This is a genomic window from Streptomyces macrosporus (genome assembly GCF_039533145.1).
Classification (GTDB): Bacteria; Actinomycetota; Actinomycetes; order Streptomycetales; family Streptomycetaceae; genus Streptomyces; species Streptomyces macrosporus.
Genome location: NZ_BAAASZ010000051.1, coordinates 275,600 through 294,702, shown reverse-complemented (window position 1 = coordinate 294,702; position 19,103 = coordinate 275,600). Strand labels below are relative to the sequence as shown.

12 protein-coding genes are annotated in these 19,103 nt (G+C 75.5%); 8 read left to right on the top strand and 4 right to left on the bottom strand.

What is annotated here, in order from left to right; all coding sequences use genetic code 11:
• Positions 1-43: 43 nt before the first annotated feature.
• The 5 genes from ABD335_RS28970 (at position 44) to moeZ (ending at position 6,103) form a co-directional block, all read left to right on the top strand.
• Positions 44-1,846: a DUF3492 domain-containing protein gene (locus ABD335_RS28970; protein ID WP_344328805.1), complete on the top strand. Its 1,803-nt coding sequence runs from the start codon at positions 44-46 to the stop codon at positions 1,844-1,846.
• Positions 1,843-3,048, top strand: a complete 1,206-nt coding sequence (locus tag ABD335_RS28965; protein WP_344328802.1) for a hypothetical protein — start codon at positions 1,843-1,845, stop codon at positions 3,046-3,048. Before ABD335_RS28970 ends, ABD335_RS28965 begins: the two co-directional genes overlap by 4 nt.
• Positions 3,049-3,185: 137 nt before the next feature.
• Positions 3,186-4,109, top strand: coding sequence for an NAD-dependent epimerase/dehydratase family protein (locus ABD335_RS28960; RefSeq protein ID WP_344328801.1), 924 nt, complete (start codon positions 3,186-3,188; stop codon positions 4,107-4,109).
• Positions 4,097-4,861: a spherulation-specific family 4 protein gene (locus tag ABD335_RS28955; RefSeq protein ID WP_344328800.1), complete on the top strand. Its 765-nt coding sequence runs from the start codon at positions 4,097-4,099 to the stop codon at positions 4,859-4,861. Before ABD335_RS28960 ends, ABD335_RS28955 begins: the two co-directional genes overlap by 13 nt.
• 63 nt (positions 4,862-4,924) lie before the next feature.
• Complete coding sequence (moeZ, locus tag ABD335_RS28950; protein WP_344328798.1) at positions 4,925-6,103, top strand: adenylyltransferase/sulfurtransferase MoeZ; 1,179 nt, start codon at positions 4,925-4,927, stop codon at positions 6,101-6,103.
• A gap of 163 nt (positions 6,104-6,266) precedes the next feature.
• Here the strand turns inward: moeZ and ABD335_RS28945 are convergent, their stop codons facing one another.
• From ABD335_RS28945 to ABD335_RS28930, 4 genes are all read right to left on the bottom strand, one after another.
• Entirely contained in the window at positions 6,267-7,076 is an 810-nt protein-coding gene (locus tag ABD335_RS28945; RefSeq protein WP_425583774.1) for an ABC transporter permease, read from the bottom strand.
• The gene (gene modA, locus ABD335_RS28940) at positions 7,073-7,876 is read right to left on the bottom strand and encodes a molybdate ABC transporter substrate-binding protein (RefSeq protein WP_344328797.1); all 804 of its coding nucleotides are present in this window, start codon (positions 7,874-7,876) and stop codon (positions 7,073-7,075) included. Before modA ends, ABD335_RS28945 begins: the two co-directional genes overlap by 4 nt.
• A gap of 11 nt (positions 7,877-7,887) precedes the next feature.
• Positions 7,888-8,289: a TOBE domain-containing protein gene (locus tag ABD335_RS28935; RefSeq protein ID WP_344328794.1), complete on the bottom strand. Its 402-nt coding sequence runs from the start codon at positions 8,287-8,289 to the stop codon at positions 7,888-7,890.
• Positions 8,290-8,455: 166 nt separating this feature from the next.
• Entirely contained in the window at positions 8,456-11,080 is a 2,625-nt protein-coding gene (locus tag ABD335_RS28930) for a flippase-like domain-containing protein (protein ID WP_344328792.1), read from the bottom strand.
• A 254-nt stretch (positions 11,081-11,334) separates the two neighbouring features.
• Between ABD335_RS28930 and ABD335_RS28925 the strand changes: the two genes are divergently transcribed.
• From ABD335_RS28925 to ABD335_RS28915, 3 genes are all read left to right on the top strand, one after another.
• Complete coding sequence (locus ABD335_RS28925; protein WP_425583773.1) at positions 11,335-11,763, top strand: MGMT family protein; 429 nt, start codon at positions 11,335-11,337, stop codon at positions 11,761-11,763.
• A gap of 164 nt (positions 11,764-11,927) precedes the next feature.
• The gene (locus ABD335_RS28920; protein WP_425583772.1) at positions 11,928-15,200 is read left to right on the top strand and encodes an ATP-dependent helicase; all 3,273 of its coding nucleotides are present in this window, start codon (positions 11,928-11,930) and stop codon (positions 15,198-15,200) included.
• 213 nt (positions 15,201-15,413) lie between these two features.
• Positions 15,414-18,929, top strand: a complete 3,516-nt coding sequence (locus ABD335_RS28915) for an ATP-dependent helicase (protein ID WP_344328787.1) — start codon at positions 15,414-15,416, stop codon at positions 18,927-18,929.
• Positions 18,930-19,103 lie beyond the last annotated feature (174 nt).

Below are 19,103 nucleotides of genomic sequence, written 5' to 3'. Positions count from 1 at the left end.
CGGGGACGACCGGTGGCCTGGAGGATGGAGCGGGGGTGAACACGTGCGCATCGCACTGCTCACGGAGGGTGGTTATCCGTACCCGGGTGGTGACTCGGTCGTGTGGTGCGACCGGCTGGTGCGCGGGCTGGGGGGCCACGAGTTCGAGGTCTACGCGCTCGGCCGCGGCGAGCGGCAGCGGGAGGGCGCCTGGCCCCCGCTGCCGGACAACGTCCGTCGGGTGCGCACCGCGCCGCTGTGGGGCCCGGCCCCCGGGGCCGCCGGACGCCGCGACGGACGCCGTGAAGGACGCCGCGGCGGGTACGGGCGGCGCGCGCGGCGGCGGTTCGGCGAGCACTTCGCGGAACTGGTCGCCGCCGTCTGCGCGGAACCGGGGGACGAGGGGGCCGCCCCTCAGGCGGACCGTTTCGCCGGCGGGCTCCACGGACTCGCCGACCTCGCCCGCGATCACGGCGGACTTCCCGCCGCGCTCCGCTCCGAACAGGCGGTCCGTCTGCTGGAGAGCGCCTGCCGCGCCCCCGGCGCGCTCCGTGCCGTGCGCGCCGCCGCGCCGGTCGACCTGCTCACCGTCACGGAACAGTTCGAACGTCTGCTGCGCCCCCTCTCGGCGGACTGGTACGACGAGAGGGGGCTGGCGGCGGTGGACGTCTGCCACGCGGTGGGCGGAGGCCCCGCCGCGCTGCCGGGGCTGCTGGCCCGACGCCTCTTCGGAACGCCGCTGCTGGTCACCGAGTACGGAGTGCGGCTGCGCGAGCACTACCTCACCAGCGCCGCCCACGCCGTCGCCCCGGACGCCGTGGGCGCGCCCGTACGCGCCCTGCTGGCCTCGTTCCACGCGCGTCTGGCGCACGAGGCGTACCGCCGGGCGGAACTGATCACGCCCGGCAACACCCACGTCCGGCGCTGGCAGGTCCGGTGCGGGGCGGACCGGGACCGGCTGCGCACCGTCTACCCGGGGATGGACGCCTCGCCGTTCGCCGGGATCGAGGAGGACGGCGGCCAGGAGAGGCCGGAGCCGCTGCTGGTGTGGGTCGGGCGGATCGAGCCCGCCAAGGACCTGGTCTGCCTGCTGCACGCCTTCGCCGAGGTCCGCCGGACCGTGCCCGGCGCCCGGCTGCTGATCGCCGAACGCGCCGACGGTCCGGGCCCGGCGCCCGGACGGGACCCGGAGGCGCAGGCGTACCTGGCGCACTGCCGCGCGCTGGCCGCGCAGCTCTTCCCCGACGAGGCCGCCGACCTCCACGGCGTCGGCGACAACCCCGTCTGCTTCGCGCGGATCGGCGACCCCGAGGTGCCCCGGCTCTCCGACGCCTACGCCGCGGCCGACGTCGCCGTGCTCTCCAGCGTCGTGGAGGGCTTCCCGGTCCCGCTCGTCGAGGCGATGCTCTCCGGGCGGGCCACGGTCTCCACGGACGTCGGCGCGGTGTGCGAGGCCATCGGCGGCACGGGGCTCGTGGTGCCGCCGCGCAACCCCCGGGCCCTGGCCGCCGCCTGCACGGCCCTGCTGGGCGACCCCGCCCGGCGCGCCCGGCTGGGCGCCGCCGCCCGGGCCCGGGCGCTGGAGCTGTTCACCACCGAGCAGAACCTCACGGCGTTCCGCGGCATCTACCTGGAGCTGCTCTCGCACCGTCCGGAGACCGACGAGCCGCTCGCCGGGACGAGGCCCTTCTCCCACCCGCCCGAGGCACACCTCCCCGGTCGCTGGGCGTCGACCACGGGCCGGGGCGCGGCCGACGCCGGGCCCGGCGGGCGTTCCGTCCGCGGCCCGAGCTGGGCCCACACGACCTCCGGCGGCACGGCGGTCCCGGTGGGCGCGCCCGCCGGTCCACCGCGGGAGCGCCGATGAGCCGCCCGCCGGGACCGCACCGGCCCGCCGACCCCGTGCGCACCCTGCTGCACCGGCACCGGGAACTGTGCGAACGGGCCGTGGACCCGCTGGAGATCGCCGCGGCCCTGGAGGCGCACGGGATCACCGACCGCACCGCGGCGCGCTACCGGCACCGGGACGTGTTCTCCCTCGCCGAGGAGCTGTACGCCAGGACGCCCCGCGCGGACGAGGCCTCGATCGCTCCGGCCCCGACCGCTCCGGCCACGGCGGCCCCGTCCCCGACCACCTCGGCCCCGGAGCCCCGCCGGCGGGGGGCGGGACGGGTCCGGGTGGCGCTCCGGCCCCTGCTGCCCGGCGGGTTGTGCGCGGCGACGCTGAGCGCCCCGGCCCTGCTCGGGGGCGCCCCGCCGGCCGTCCGGACCGCCCTCCTGGCGGCGGGCTTCCTGGCGGTGACGGTGTCCGCGTGGCTGTGCCTGCGTCTGTTCCCGGGCCCGTGGGGCGCCCGTTCGCCCCGGGCCGCCGTGCTGGGCGGCTGCTGGCTGGTCGGCCACGCCCTCGTCGGGGACCGGTTGCCGGCCGAGGCGCTGGGCGACGGGGCCGTGGCCGTCGCGCCGCTCGCCGAGCGGTGGGTGCCGCTCGGCCTGGCCGTGGCCGTCGCGCCCGCCGTGTGGTGCGCCCACTGGTTCGCCGCGGGGGCGCGACGGCGGCTCCGCGCCGGCCGCAGCCTGGAGGAGTTCGCCGCCCGGACGCGTCCGCTGTTCGCCGTGGTCGTCGCGGTGTTCGCCGCGACCCTGCTCGCCGTCCTCACCGCCGCCCACGTCGCCGTGGACGGCGGTCGGGGCGGCGGTTGGAGCGGTGGTTGGAGCGGCGGTTGGGACGGCGGTGCCGTGGGCGACGCGATCGGCGCCCCCGTCGTCGCCGCGACCGCGTTCGGCACGCTGCTGTTCGTCGCGGTGCTGCTGACCTCCCACGGCTTCCCGACCGCCGCCACGGGCGGCATCGCGGCGGCCTGCCTCCTGGAGGCCGCGGCCCTCGCCGCCGCGGCGGTGGCCCGCCGGCCCGGCCTGGAGCCCCTGGGCCGTCCCGTCGAGGCGGCGGTGGCCGCCTGGGGACCGGCCGTCGTGCCCGCCGTGGCCTGCGCCGCCGCGGCCCTCGCCCTGTCGGCCGTCGCCGCCGGGGCCCTCACGGGCGCCTCCGCCCACCACCGGGACGGGCCGTGACCCGCTTCCGCAGACCGTTCCCCCACGATCCGCGCCGGCGCACGAACCGGCGTGCGCCGCGCACCACCTGAAGGAGCACACCCCATGACCGTTCCGCGCGCCACAGGCGTCACCGCACCAGCGCGGGAGGACGCCCGATGAGAGTGCTGCTGATCGGAGCCAACGGATACCTCGGCCGCCACGTCGCCGACCGTCTGCTCGCCGACCCCGCCGTCCAGCTCACCGCGCTCGGCCGGGGCGACGACGCCGACGTCCGCTTCGACCTGTCCACCGGCAGCCCGGGGGCGCTCACCCGCTTCCTGGACGCGGTGCACCCCGGCGTCGTCATCAACTGCGCGGGGGCCACCCGCGGCGGCGCCCGGGAACTGATCCGGCACAACACCGTGGCCACCGCCACCATCTGCGAGTCCCTGCGCCGCAGCGGCTGCGGGGCGCGACTGGTCCACCTCGGCTGCGCCGCCGAGTACGGGCCCTCCCCGGCCGGCTCCTCGACCGGCGAGGACGCCGTACCGCGCCCCGGCAGCCCGTACGGCGTCAGCAAGCTCGCCGCCAGCGAGCTCGTCCTCGGCTCGGGCCTGGACGCCATCGTGCTGCGCGTCTTCTCGCCGACCGGCCCCGGCACCCCCACCGGCTCGCCGCTGGGACGCCTCGCGGAGGCGATGCGCCGGGTGATGCAGCAGGGGGAGGGCGAACTGAGGCTCGCCGGACTCGGGGTCCAGCGCGACTTCGTGGACGTGCGGGACGTGGCGCGCGCCGTGCACGCCGCCGCGCTCTCGGCCGCCCAGGGGGTGGTCAACATCGGCACCGGACGCGCGGTGCGGCTGCGGGAGGTGATCTCCGTGCTGGCCCGGGTGGCCGGTTACACCGGGGCGGTGTACGAGCCGGACGAGGCGCACGCGCCGGGCGGCGGCCCGCAGCTCCCCCCGCCCTACCCCGACGGCTGCGGCCCCTGGCAGCAGGCCGACGTCCGCAGCGCGCGCGACCGGCTCGGGTGGCGGCCCCGGATCGGCCTGGAGGAGTCGCTGGCGGACATCTGGATGGAGGCGGCGTGTCGTATCTGACCAGCTCCGGCAGACGCCGCCCGGCCGCCGGAGCCCCCGGGCGGCTCGGCGTCGGGGTCCCCGGCTACGCGCACCCCCTGGTGGCGCCCGGCGAGTGGGCCGCGCTGACCCGCCCGGGGGTGCCGGTGCACTGGGCGGTGCTCGACGTGGCGGACGGCCCGGGCACGCGCCCGGACCCGTACTGCGTCGCGACGGCGTCCTCCCTGCGCGGGACCGGGGTCCGGCTGCTCGGCCGGCTGGACCTGCGGTACGGCGTCCGCGACTTCGGGCCGCTGGTCTGTGACGCCCACCGCTTCCTCGACTGGTACGGGGTGGACGGCTTCTACCTGGACCGCTGCCCCGGCGACCGGGCCGCCCTGCCGGAGGTGTGCCGGGTGGCGACCACGCTGCGTGCCCTGGGCGACGGCGCCCACCTCGTCCTCGGCCACGGCACGCATCCCTTCCCCGGCTATGCGGAGGTGGGCGACCAGCTCGTGACGTTCTCCGGGTCCTGGACGGATTACCGCTGGTCACAGGTGGCGGAGTGGACGGCGGACCATCCGCCGGATCGCTTCTGCCACCTGGTCCACGGCGTGCCCCGCACGCATCTGGAGGAGGCGGTCCGCATCGCCCGCTGGCAGGGGGCGGGCACGGTGTGGTTCACGGACCGTACACGCCGGGGGCGCGACGGGGAGGCCGTGGACCCCTGGGAGGCGATGCCCGGTTACTGGGATGAGATCGTCTCGCGGCTCGGACCGGGTGTCTCGGAATGAGATCGGGCGTGGCAGTGTTACGAGTGGAACAACCGTCCACCGACCAACCCTGTTGAGGTCCCCGTGTCGCTGCCACCCCTGGTCGAGCCGGCCTCCGAACTCACCGTCGACGAAGTCCGCAGATACTCCCGCCACCTGATCATCCCGGATGTCGGGATGGACGGGCAGAAGCGGTTGAAGAACGCCAAGGTGCTGAGTGTGGGCGCGGGCGGGCTCGGCTCGCCCACCCTGATGTACCTGGCCGCGGCGGGTGTGGGCACCCTCGGCATCATCGACTTCGACGAGGTCGACGAGTCCAACCTCCAGCGTCAGGTCATCCACAGCCAGGCGGACATCGGGCGTTCCAAGGCCGAGTCCGCGCGGGACACGGTGCTCGGCATCAACCCGTACGTGAAGGTCAACCTCCACAAGGAGCGGCTGGACTCCTCCAACGTGATGGAGATCTTCGCCCAGTACGACCTGATCGTGGACGGCACCGACAACTTCGCCACCCGCTACCTGGTCAACGACGCCTGCGTGCTGCTGAAGAAGCCGTACGTGTGGGGATCGATCTACCGCTTCGACGGCCAGGCGTCGGTCTTCTGGAGCGAGCACGGTCCGTGCTACCGCTGCCTGTACCCCGAGCCCCCGCCGCCCGGCATGGTCCCGAGCTGCGCCGAGGGCGGCGTACTGGGCGTGCTGTGCGCGTCCATCGGGTCGATCCAGACCACCGAGGCGATCAAGCTCCTGGCGGGGGTCGGCGACCCGCTGGTCGGCCGCCTGATGATCTACGACGCCCTGGAGATGACCTACCGCCAGGTCAAGGTCCGCAAGGACCCGGAGTGCGCGATCTGCGGCAAGAACCCGACGGTCACCGAGCTGATCGACTACGAGGCGTTCTGCGGCGTGGTCTCCGACGAGGCCCAGCAGGCGGCGATGGGTTCGACCATCACCCCGCAGCAGCTCAAGCAGTGGATCGACGAGGGCGAGAACATCGACATCATCGACGTTCGCGAGCCCAACGAGTACGAGATCGTCTCCATCCCGGGCGCCCGTCTGATCCCGAAGAACGAGTTCCTGATGGGCAACGCCCTCGAGAAGCTGTCGCAGGACAAGCGGATCGTCTTGCACTGCAAGACGGGTGTCCGCAGTGCGGAAGTGCTCGCGGTCCTGAAGAACGCGGGCTTCGCCGACGCGGTCCACGTGGGCGGCGGCGTCATCGGCTGGGTCAACCAGATCGAGCCGGAGAAGCCGGTCTACTGATCGGCGGCCCGCGGAGCGGGCGCGCGAACACGCGGAAGCGGCCCCGGAGAACCCTCTCTCCGGGGCCGCTTCCTGTTCTGTGGCGGGTTCTGCGGCGGACACACCCGCCGGTCCCCGGTGCCGGAGGGCGGCCGAGGAGGTGCCGAGGGGGCTCAGCGGGGGCTCAGCGGGAGTGGCCCAGCCAGCGGCCGCGCAGGGCGATCAGGACGGCCGCCGCCACGGCGAGCAGCAGCAGGGAGACCGAGGTCGCGGCGGCCGGGTCCCGTTGGAGGAGCAGGTACACCTGGAGCGGCAGGGTCTGGGTGACCCCCGGGAGATTGCCCGCGAAGGTGATCGTCGCGCCGAACTCGCCCAACGCCCGCGCCCAGCACAGGGCGGCGCCCGAGGCGAGCGACGGCATCACCATGGGCAGGGTGACGTACCGCAGCGTCTGGGGGAGGGTGGCGCCCATGGTGGCGGCGGCCTCCTCGTAGCGCGGAGGGAGCCCGTTCAGGGCGCCCTCCAGGCTGATCACCAGGAACGGCATCGCCACGAAGGCGGCGGCGACCACCGCGCCCGCGGTGGAGAACGGCAGCGTCGCCCCGAGCACCTCCAGCACCCCGCCCAGCAGCCCGTTCCGTCCGAAACCGCGCAGCAGGGCGACGCCCGCGACGGTCGGCGGCAGCACCATCGGCAGCAGCACCAGGGAGCGCACCAGCGCCTTGCCGGGGAAGTGGACCCGGGCCAGCAGCCAGGCCAGCGGCACGCCCAGGACGAACGAGAGCAGCAGGGCCCAGCCGGAGACCAGGAGGGACAGGCCCAGCGCCCGGGCCACGGCGGGGGAGGAGAGGTGTCCGACGAGGTCCGGCCAGGGCGTGTGGGCCAGCACCCCGGCCAGGGGGACGGCCAGGAAGACCAGGGCGAGCGCGGCGGGCAGGACGAACGCCACGGGCGGACGCGCACGGGGGCCGCGGCGGTCGGCGGGTCGGCTCACGGCAGCAGGAAGCCGGCGTCGCGCAGGACGCGGCGGGCCGGTTCGGTGCCCAGCCACGCGATGACGTCGGCGGCCTCCTCCGGGTGCGGGGCGTCCTCCAGCGGTGCGGCGGGGTAGCGCACGGCGACGTTCCGGTCGTCGGGGAGGGGGACGGCGTGGACCTCGTCCCCGGCCGAGGCGGCGTCCGTGACGTACACCAGCCCCGCGTCGGCCTCGCCCAGCGCCACCTTGCTCAGCACGGCGCGGACGCTCGGCTCCAGGGAGACCGGCCGCACGGTGACCCCCCACCGTTCCAGGAGCTCCCGCCCGTACCGGCCGGCGGGGACCTCGGGGTCGGCGAGCACGACCGAGACGTCCTCGCGGGCGAGGTCGTCGAGCGAGTCGACGCCCCGGGGGTTGCCGGGCGCGGTGGCGATGGCGAGCCGGTTGCGGGCGATCACGGTGGAGGGGCCGGTCTCGTTCCGCAGGGCGTCCATCGTGGCGGTGTCGGCGGTGACGATCAGGTCGGCGGGCAGGCCCTGGCGGACCTGCGCGGCCAGTTCCTGGGACCCGGCGAAGGAGAAGCGGAGCCGGACGTCGGGGTGCTCCTCCTCGTAGGCGGCGCCCGCCTCGGTGAGGACGTCGGTGAGGGAGGAGGCCGCCAGCACCGTCACGGTCGTCCGCCCGTCGTCGTCCGGGCCGGCGAGCGCGCCGCCCCCGCAGGCGGCCGTCAGCGGGGCGAGGACGGTCAGGAGGACGGCGGCGAGCCGGACGCGGAGACGGTGGCGCCGGGGGCGCGGGGCGAGGGGCGCGGAGGTCACGGCGGGCCGCCTCAGACCCGGTCGACGTGCACGTTGGTGGCCTTCACCCGGGCCACGGCCTCCATGCCGACCGTCAGCCCCAGTTCCTCCACGGCCTCCCGGGTGAGGAGGGAGACCAGCCGGTGGGGTCCGGCCTGGATCTCGACCTGGGCGGCGACGTCGCCGAGGGTGACGGCGGTGATGATCCCGGGGAAGGCGTTGCGGACGCTGGTGCGGGGCTCGTCCTCCTCGCCGCCGCTCGCGCCGTCCGCGGCGAGCGCGACGGCGAAGGCGGCGAGGTCCGCACCCTCCACGAGCCGCTTGCCGTGGTCGTCCCGGCGCGTCGGCAGCCGTCCGGAGTCGGCCCAGCGGCGCACCGTGTCGGCGCTGACCCCGAGCAGCCGCGCCGCCCGACCCATGGAGTAGGAAGGCATGTGCAAGACGGTAGGGCGTATCGGTTGGCAGGAGCAAGGCGATACCGGCGGTTTCCCTGGCATCCGCGTCAGTGGGCGCCGATGCGTGTCGATGGGCGCCGGCATGTGCGGGCCGACGGGTCCGGTGCTCCCGGCGCCGGTCGCACCGCGGCGCGGCTCCTCGGAGTCAGAGCGCTTCCCTGCGGGTCAGGTGGGTGAAGGAGAGCCAGCCGGGGAGGACGGGCAGCCAGAAGGTCATCAGCCGGAAGAGCAGGACCGCCGGGGTGGCGATCTCCTTCTCCAGCCCGAAGGCGATCAGGCCCGCGATCAGGGCGGCCTCCACCGCCCCCAGTCCGCCCGGGGTGGGCGCGGCGGAGCCCAGCGCGTTGCCGGCGAGGAAGACGACGGCGATGCTCGCGTAGCTCAGCTCGCCGCCGAAGGCCCGGATCGAGACGTCCAGGCACATCACGAACGAGACCGTCAGGAGCAGCATCCCGCCGATGCCGCTGAGCAGCTTCTGGGGGCGCTGGACGACGTCCAGCATCCGCGGGACGACGCCCGCGAACAGCGCCCGCACCCGCTCGACGACGAACTTCCGCAGCACCGGCACCGCCGCCACGATCAGGGCCAGCACGGCCGCCGTCAGCAGCCCCGCGATGACCGTGCGGGACGGGGAGAGGGTCGGGGTGTGCTCGGTGCCCGTCAGGTAGCCGAAGACGAGCAGCAGGATGATGTGGCAGCCCAGGCCGAAGAGCTGGGACGCGCCGACGCTGGCGACCGCGTGGCCGGGCCGGACCCCGGCGCGCTGGAGGAAGCGCGTGTTGAGCGCGACGCCGCCGACCGCCGCGGGCGCGACCAGCTTGACGAAGGAGCCCGCCACCTGGGCGATCACCGTGCGCACGAACGGGACCTTCTCGGGCACGAAGCCGAGCAGGCTCATCGCCGCGGCGATGTACGTCAGCGCGGCGAAGAACAGCGCGGCGGCCACCCAGCCCCAGTTCGCCCCGCCCACCACCTGCCGGAAGTCCACGTGGGTGAGCTGGGAGAGCAGGAAGTACGCGGCGAGGGCGCCCGCGACGAAGCTGACCACGGTGCGCGGCCTGACCCGCTCCAGGCGGGCGGGCTGGACCGGCGCCTGCGGGCGCACCAGCAGCACCTGCCGGCGGATCTGCGAGAGCAGGTCCTCCTCGCGGGCCTCCTCCAGCGCCTCCGAGACGGCCCGCTTCTCGGCCCGCTCGGCGTGCTTCTCCGCCCGCGGCGACCTGCCGCCGGCGGCCTCCAGCTCCCCGGCCTCCCCCTCGCCGGCCGCCTCCCGGCCGGCGCGGGACGCCTCGATGGCCGCCTCCCGCTCGCGCTGGGCGCGCTCCTTGGCCAGCCGGCGCAGGGTGGCGCGGGTGTTGCGGTTGAGGGCGATCGGCTGGAGCAGCGGGAGGCTGTCGGCCACCGCGTCCGGACCCAGCACCGCCACCGCCGCCGCGACCGAGCGCTCGGCGCCGACGCGCAGGCCGAAGGTGGTCAGCATCTGCGCGACGTCCATCCGCAGCACGAGGTCGCCGGCCGCGATCTCGCCGCCGCTGAAGTCGGTGAGGAACACCGTGCCGGAACGATCCACCAGCACCGCGTCGTCCTCCAGCCGCCGGTGGGCGATCCGCCGCGACTGGAGGGCCCGGACCTGCCGCCAGACCGCGCGCATCAGCTCGTCGGTGATCTCCTGGTCCGGCAGGGTGTCCAGGCTGCGCCCGTCGATGTGCTGGTAGACGAGCATCACCGCGTCGGGGCCGAGTTCGGAGGTGGCGATGAGCCGGGGGGCGTTGGCGCCGGCGGCGATGGCCGCGTACGCCAGCAGGGCCTCCTGCTCCAGGGCCTGGCGCAGCGACTGGAGGCTGCGGCGCTGGGTGATGCCGCGCAGCGCGAAGCGGCGCCAAGCGCGGTAGTAGAAGCCGTGCGCCTGCTGCTCGCGGTCCACGAGGGTGACGTCGAGCGGAGGGCCGTCCTCCAGGGTGACCAGGTAGCGGCGGCCCCGGTCGTTCTGCTCGGAGCGGTCGGCCTCGGGCGAGTCCTCGCGCAGCGCCCGGACCGGTTTGAAGCCGACGCGCCGCAGCCCGCCCAGCAGCTGCTGGGCGGTGGGGCGGACGTTGGGGGAGCCGACCGTGTAGAGCGTGCCGTAGGCGACGGTCCAGCCGATCAGCACGGTGACCAGGATGGAGAACGGCGTGGTGTAGCCGCCGACCAGCACCGCGAAGGCGTCCAGCAGCAGCACCACCCACAGCAGGACGCGCCAGCGGGGGCGGCGGGCCATGCCGACGGCCGTCATGTAGGCGATGACGGGGGCGAGGTAGCCGTGCACCGGATCGGTGAGCCCCCCGCCCGGGGCCGGTTCGGTCAGCGCGTTCTGGATGGACGCGGGGGCGTGCTCGGCGACCCACAGGTCGGTGGCGAGCGAGACGCCGTGCGCCAGGACGGCGGCGAGCACGCCGTCGGCGATCCGCAGCCCGTCCCGTTTGATCAGCCGCTCGACGGCGAAGGCGACCGGCACGATGAGCACGGCGACGCTGGAGGCGAACCCGGCGAAGCTGATCAGCAGCGGCGGAGCCTGGCCCGCGCCCTTGTCGATGTCCTGTTCCAGGCCCGCCGTGGTGCCGTGGGCGAAGGCGGCGACGACCAGCACGACCGCGATGCCGAGGATGCCCAGCAGCAGTCGCAGCAGGTCCGAGGGGCGGTGCACCCGGGCGGGGAGGATCGGCTCGTCGCCGTCCAGGTGGTCCGGGCCCGACTCGTCCGCGCCGGCCGCCCGGTGACCCGCGTGGCGCACGGCGGTATCGGAGCGGGGCTCTTCCCGTGGAGGAGGCCCGCCCTGCTCTTCTGTCTCTTTTTGCTCTCGTATCACCTGTCACCGCCGGGAGGAATGGTGGCACGAGGGGGGCCCGGAGAGGTGCACGAGGTCTCTTTTCTCCACGGAAGGCGGATTTTGCGCGTGTCGTGGAGGTCCTCGCGTCCCGTCCGTCGTGCCGGTACCCCCGCGCCCGGACGTCGAACCGGAGCGGGCTGTCGGCGGCATGGGGCACCATGGCGGCCATGGACGGGCCCGTCGGCGAGCTGCCGGAGTACGCGGAGAGGGTGCTGGCCGTGGCGGAGGGCATCCCGCCCGGCCGGGTGATGACGTACGGCGACATCGCCGAGTGGCTGGGGGAGGGAGGGCCGCGGCAGGTGGGCCGGGTGATGGCCCTCTACGGCGGCGCGGTGCCCTGGTGGCGCGTCGTCCGGGCCGACGGGGTGCTGCTGCCCGGCCACGAGGCGCGGGCCCTGGAGCACTACCGTCGGGAGGGCACCCCGCTGCGCGGGACCGCCGGCGCGTCGGGCCGCGTCCCGGGGGACGTGCGCCTCGACATGCGCCGGGCCCGCTGGGACGGGAACGTGGCCGGGGACGTGAACAGGGGCGTGGACGAGGACGTGGACGACCGCGCCGCCGGGGCCGGCGGCGGGGCCGGCGGCTGACGCCCCTCGCGCAGGACTCCTCACGCGTACCAGCTTCCGTCATGGCTTCGCCGTATGGCCGGCGAGCCGTCCGAACCGGGTACGAACGAGACAAGCTGCGCCTCGTGTGCCGACTGGCGTACCGTCTGCACCGTCCAGCACAGCGACCAGAACCGGCGATCCACGTGAGTTCCTCCCATAAGTCCGATACGTACCGTTTGGTGCGTACCCCGCCCGGTCCGGTGCGTCTCCCTGCCTTGGACGCACGGCAGCGCGCGGTGGTTGACCACCGGGACGGGCCGCTGCTCGTCCTGGCCGGACCCGGCACCGGGAAGACCACGACCCTGGTGGAGTCCGTCGTCGAGCGGATGCGGCGCGGAGGCGACCCGGAGCGCATCCTCGTGCTGACCTTCGGCCGCAAGGCGGCGGTCGAGCTGAGGGACCGGATGGCGGCCCGGACGCGGGGGATCACACCCCAGGCGACGACGTTCCACTCGTACTGCTACGCGCTGGTCCGCGCCCATCAGGACGCCGACCTGTTCGCCGAACCGCTGCGGTTGCTGTCCGGCCCCGAGCAGGACCTGCGCATCCGCGAGCTGCTGGCCGGACAGGCCGACCTGGAGGGGGCCGGACGGGGCCGGGCCGGGTGGCCCGACGAGCTGCGCGCCTGCCTGACCACCCGCGGCTTCGCCGACGAGCTGCGGGCGGTCCTGGCCCGCAGCCGGGAGCTCGGCCTGGGACCGGACGCCCTGGACGCCTTCGCCCGCCGCGCCGGCCGCCCCGACTGGCGGGCCGCCGCCGCCTTCATGGCCGAGTACCTCGACGTGCTGGACCTGCAGGGCGTGCTCGACTACGCCGAGCTGGTGCACCGCGCGGTGCTGCTCGCCGAGCGGGACGAGGTCGGGGCGCGGCTGGCCGCCCGGTACGACGCGATCTACGTCGACGAGTACCAGGACACCGACCCGGCGCAGGTGCGGCTGTTGCGCGCGCTGGCCGGGAACGGTCGCACCCTGATCGCCTTCGGCGACCCCGACCAGTCGATCTACGCCTTCCGCGGGTCCGACGTGAACGGCATCCTCGACTTCCCGCGGATCTTCCCCCGGCGCGACGGAACGCCGGCCCCGGTCGAGGTGCTGCGCGTCAACCGCCGCTCCGGCTCGGCGCTGCTGGAGGCCACCCGGCGGATCGCCCGCCGCATGCCGCTCACCCGGCTGCCCGCCGAGGCCGTCCGCGCGCACCGCGAGCAGATCGCCGTGCGGGAGGGCGGCCGGGTGGAGGTCCTCACCTACCCCACCCCGGGCGCCGAGCTGGACAACATCGCCGACCTGCTGCGCCGCGCCCACCTGGAGGAGGGCGTCCCGTGGCGGGAGATGGCCGTGCTGGTCCGCGCCGGACACCGCACGCTCCCCTCCGTGCGGCGCGCGCTGACCTCGGCCGGCGTCCCGGTGGAGCTGGACGGGGACGACGTCCCGCTGCGCCAGGAGCCCGCCGTCGCCCCGCTGCTGACCGCGCTGCGGGTGGCGGCGCAGGCCGCCGCGGCCGACACCGCCGGCGCCGACGTGCCCGAGCGCTGGATCGACGTGGAGACCGCGCTCACCCTGCTGACCTCCCCGCTCGGCGGCATGGACGGCGCCGACCTGCGCCGCCTGGGCCGCGCGCTGCGCGAGGAGGAGAGGGCCGCGGGCCGCGCCGTGCCCCGCCCCTCGGACGAACTGCTGGCCGAGGCGCTGGCCGAGCCCGAGCGGCTGGTGGCGCACGACCCGTCCTACGCGCGCGGCGCCCGGCGGCTCGGACTGCTGCTGCGCGCGGCGCGCGAGGCGCTGGCCGGCGGCGCCACGGCCGAACAGGCGCTGTGGGACCTGTGGAGCGGCACCCCGTGGCCGGACCGACTGGAGCGGGCCGCGCTGCGCGGCGGCGCCGCCGGCCGCAACGCCGACCGCGACCTGGACGCCGTCTGCGCGCTGTTCGCCGCCGCCGCCCGCGCCGAGGAGCGCGTCGGCGGACGCGGCGCCCTCAACTTCCTGGAGGAGCTGGACGCCCAGGACATCGCCGGCGACACCATCGCCCCCCGCGCGCTCCGCCCCGACGCCGTGCGGCTGATGACCGCGCACCGCTCCAAGGGCCTGCAGTGGCGGCTGGTGGTCGTCGCCGGGGTGCAGGAGGGGCTCTGGCCCGACCTGCGGCGCCGCGGCTCCCTGCTGGAACCCGACCGCATAGGCCGCGACGGGCTGGCCGAGCCGCTCACGCCCGGCGCGATGCTCGCCGAGGAGCGCCGGCTGTTCTACGTGGCGGCCACCCGCGCCGCCGACCGCCTGGTCGTCACCGCCGTCAAGGCCGCCGCGGAGGACGGCGACCAGCCCTCCCGCTTCCTGACCGAACTCGGCGTCGAGCCCAGGGACGTCACCGGCCGTCCCAAACGGCCGCTGTCCGTCTCCGCGCTGGTGGCCGAACTCCGCGCCACCACCGTCGACCCCGACGCCTCCCCCGCGCTGCGCGAGGCGGCCGCCGAGCGGCTGGCGAAGCTGGCCGCCCTGCGCGACGACGACGGCAACGCCCTCGTCCCCGCCGCGCACCCGCACCGCTGGTGGGGCCTGTACGAGCCGACCCGCTCGACGGTGCCGCTGCGCGACCGGGACCGGCCGGTCACGCTGTCGGGCAGTGCCCTGCACCAGCTCGCGACCACCTGCTCCCTCCAGTGGTTCCTGGGCCGCGAGGTGAAGGCCGAGCCGCCCGCCACCGCCGCCCAGGGGTTCGGCAACGTGGTGCACGTCCTGGCCGACGAGGTCGCCTCCGGCGGCACCCCCGCCGACCTGTCCGTCCTGCTGGAGCGGCTGGACTCGGTGTGGGACTCGCTCGCCTTCGAGGCGCCCTGGAAGTCGCGGCAGGAGAGGGAGAACGCCCGTGCCGCCCTGGAACGCTTCCTGCGCTGGCACGTCATGGAGCGCGACCTCGGCCGCGAGACGGTCGCCACCGAGCACGGCTTCGACGTGACGCTCCGGGCGGGCGAGCACGAGGTCCGCATCCGCGGCACCATGGACCGCGTCGAGCGCGGCCCGGACGGCCGGGCGTACGTCGTCGACTTCAAGACGGGGAAGAGCAAGCCGACCGCCGCCGAGGTCGAGCACCACCCCCAACTGGCCGTCTACCAGCTCGCGGTGCGCGAGGGCGCCCTCGACGGCACCGGCGAGCGGCTGGAGCCGGGCGGCGCGGAACTGGTCCAGCTGCGGATCGGCGCGCCGAAGAAGGAGGGCGGCGACGCGTTTCCGGCCGTGCAGCGGCAGCGGGCCCTGCCCTCGTACGGCGACGGCGACGGCGACTGGGTCGGGGACCTGCTGGCCGACGCCGCGGGCCGTGTCCTGGACGAGCGGTTCACCCCCTCGCCCGGACGCCACTGCGACACCTGCTCCTTCAAGGGGGCGTGCAGCGCCCGGCCGGAGGGGCGCCACGTGGTGGAGTGACGGGCGCCGCCGGCCGGTGTGACCGACCTCACCGGCCGTGACGGACCGGACCGGGGCGGCGGGCCGGACGCGGGCGCGACCGTCGACGCGGACGAACTCGCCCGCCGGGGAGGGAAGTTGGCCGCCGCGTCCGCCACGTCCGGCGGAACCGGTCCGTCCCCTTCGACCGGTGCGCCGCCACGGCTGTCGGCGGAGAGCGCTAGCGTCTTGCGGGTGCCCGCACAGCTCACCGACCCCGACGACCTCAGGCGGCTGCTCGGCATCCCCTTCACCGCCGAGCAGTTGGAGTGCATCACCGCTCCGCCCGCCCCGCAGGTCATCGTGGCCGGAGCCGGCTCGGGCAAGACGACGGTGATGGCCGCCCGCGTGGTCTGGCTGGTGGGCACCGGACAGGTCGCGCCCGAGCGGGTGCTCGGCCTGACCTTCACCAACAAGGCGGCCGGCGAGCTGACCGACCGCGTCCGCACGGCCCTGACCAAGGCCGGGGTGCTCGACCCCGATCCGGCCGACCCCGACCAGGCGCCCGGCGAGCCGCGGATCTCCACCTACCACGCCTTCGCCGGACAGCTGTTGACCGAGCACGGCCTCCGGCTGGGCATCGAGCCGTCGGCCCGCCTGCTGGCCGACGCCACGCGCTACCAGCTCGCCGCCTCGGTGCTGCGCACCGCGCCCGGTCCCTTCACGGCGCTGACCAAGTCCGTCGGCGAACTCGTCCGCGACCTGCTCGCGCTCGACGCCGAACTCTCCGAGCACTTGGTGGAACCCGAGAGGCTGCGGGAGTACGACACCGAGTTGCTGGCCCTGCTGGAGAGCGGCGAGGTGAAGCTCACCAACGCCACCCTGCGCAAGGTGCCCGAGACCGCGCGGGGCCGCCTGGAACTGCTGGGGCTCGTCGAGGAGTACCGCAGGCGCAAACGCGAACGCGAACTGCTCGACTTCGGCGACCAGATGGCCCTGTCGGCCCGCCTGGCGCGCGACGTCCCCGAGGTCGGGCGGATCCTGCGCGAGGAGTACGGCGTGGTGCTGCTGGACGAGTACCAGGACACCTCCGTCGCCCAACGCGTCCTGCTCTCCGGGCTGTTCGGCCGGGGGGCGGCCCCGTCGGGGGAGGGGAGGGGCACCGGCCACGCGGTCACCGCGGTCGGCGACCCCTGCCAGGCGATCTACGGCTGGCGCGGCGCGTCCGTGGCCAACCTCGACGACTTCCCCGAGCACTTCCCCCACGCCGACGGCACCCCCGCCCGCCGGTACGCCCTGAGCGAGAACCGCCGCAGCGGCGGACGACTGCTCCACCTGGCCAACACCCTGGCCGCGCCGCTGCGCGCCCGCCACGCCGGTGTGGAGGCGCTGCGCCCGGCCCCCGGCGCCGAGCGCGACGGCCTGGTGCGCTGCGCGCTGCTGCGCACCCACGCCGAGGAGATCGCGTGGCTGGCCGACTCCATCGCCCACCTGGTGAACACCGGCACCCCGCCCGGCGGGATCGCCGTGCTGTGCCGCACCGCCGTCGACTTCGCCGAGATCCAGGGCGCCCTGGTGGCCCGCGACGTCCCGGTCGAGGTCGTCGGCCTGTCGGGACTGCTGCACCTGCCGGAGATCGCCGACCTGGTCGCCATGTGCGAGGTCCTCCAGGACCCCACCGCCAACGCCTCCCTGGTGCGGCTGCTCACCGGCCCGCGCTGGCGCATCGGCCCGCGCGACCTGGCCCTGCTGGGGCGGCGCGCCCGGCTGCTGGTGCCCGGCGGGCCGCGCACCGAGAGCGGGGAGGTGGACGTCGAGAAGCGGCTCGCCGCCGCCGTGGAGGGCACGGACCCGGCCGAGGTGATCTCGCTGGCCGACGCGCTCGACACCTTCCTGGACCCCGCCGGCCACGAGGACTCGCTGCCCTTCTCGCCCGAGGCCCGGGTGCGCTTCGCCCGACTGGCCGCCGAGATACGGGAGTTGCGGCGCTCGCTCGCCGACCCCCTGATGGACGTCCTCCACCGGGTGCTCTCCGTCACCGGCCTGGAGGTCGAACTCTCCGCCTCGCCGCACGCGTTGGCCGCCCGCCGCCGCGAGACACTGGGCACCTTCCTGGACATCGCGGCCGGATTCGCGTCGTTGGACGGGCAGTCCACCCTGCTCGCCTTCCTCGGCTTCCTGCGCGCCGCCGCCGAGTACGAGAAGGGTCTGGACGGTTCGCTGCCCGGCGGCGAGAACACCGTGAAGGTGCTCACCGCGCACAAGTCCAAGGGGCTGGAGTGGGACGTGGTGGCCGTCCCCGGCCTGGTGAGGAAGAACTTCCCCAGCGAGCAGGCCCGCGATTCGTGGCTCACCCGGCCCAAGGTGCTGCCGCCCGCCCTGCGCGGCGACGCGGCCACCCTGCCGGAGCTGGAGGGCTGGACGGCCAGGGACCTGAAGAGCTACGACGCGGCGGTCAAGGAGCACCAGTACACCGAGGAGCTGCGCCTGGGCTACGTCGCCTTCACCCGGCCCCGCTCCCTGCTGCTCGGCTCGGGCCACTGGTGGGGACCGAGCCAGAAGACGCCGCGCGGCCCCTCGTCGTTCCTGGAGGCCCTGCGCGAGCACTGCGAGGCCGACCCGCGGCACGGCGAGGTGGAGCACTGGGCCGAGGAGCCCGAGGAGGGCGAGGAGAACCCGGCCCTGGCGGAGGCGGCCGAGGAGCGGGTGTGGCCCCTGCCGCTGGACGAGGACGCCCTGGCACGCCGCCGCGCCGCCGCCGACCTGGTCGTGTCCCACCTGGACGGGCGGGACCGTCCGGACGGAGAGGGCGGGACGGGCGGGCGGCCGACGGACCCGACGCTGCCCCGCCCCCGGACGGCCCCGGCGGACGAGACCGACGCCCCGCGGGAACTGACCCCGGAGGAGGCGCGGACCGTCGCCTCCTGGGACCGGGACCTGGAGGCGCTCACCGCGGAGCTGCGCCGGGCACGGTCGGGAGTGCGCGAGGTGCCGCTGCCCGCGACGCTCTCCGCGACCCAGCTCGTACGCCTCGCCAACGACCCCCAGGGCTTCGCGAAGGACCTGGTCCGCCCCATGCCGCAACCGCCGCGGCCCGCCGCGGCCCGCCGCGGAACCCGCTTCCACGCCTGGGTGCAGTCCCGCTTCGAGGAGCTGGAACTGCCCCTGCTCGGCCCCGAGGAACTGCCGGGCGGCGCGGAGGACGAGGAGGCGTACGGCGGCGGACCCCCCACCGAGATCGCCGACGAGCAGGACCTGGCCGCGCTCAAGGAGGCGTTCGCCCGCACCCCCTACGCCCACCGCACCCCGTACCGGGTCGAGGCGCCCTTCCGGATCGTGCTCGCCGGGCGGGTGATCCGCGGCCGGATCGACGCGGTCTACCGGGACGAGGACGGCCGGGGCTTCGAGATCGTCGACTGGAAGACCGGCCACTCCAAGGCCGCCGACCCCCTCCAGCTCGCCGTCTACCGCCTCGCCTGGGCCGAACGGCACGGGCTGCCGCTCCGGGCCGTGCGCGCCGCCTTCCTGTACGTGCGCAGCGGCGAACTGGTCCGCCCCGCCCACCTGCCCGGCCGGGCCGAGCTGGAACACCTGCTGCTGCACGGACCGGACGAGGGGAGCCTCGCCGACGAGAAGCGCGAAAAGAGCGAAAAGAGCGAGAAGTTCGAAGAGGAAGAAAGGGGCAACGAGGGCGTATCGGTCGAAGGCGGGGAGCCGAGTGCCCAGGAGGGGGCGGCGGCCGATTCCGGGACGGGCGGGACGGCCGGATAGGCTCGGGGACATGAGCGCCGCCCCGGCCGCTCGCGGACACCGCGGTCCGCGCGCACACCACAGGCCGGTACCCCGTCCGCGGGGTCCGCGGGCACCCTGCTTTCCCCACAGCCGGGCACCGGCCCGCTGCAGCACGCACCCGAACCACCGCTCACGCCGCAGGGGAAGTTGGAA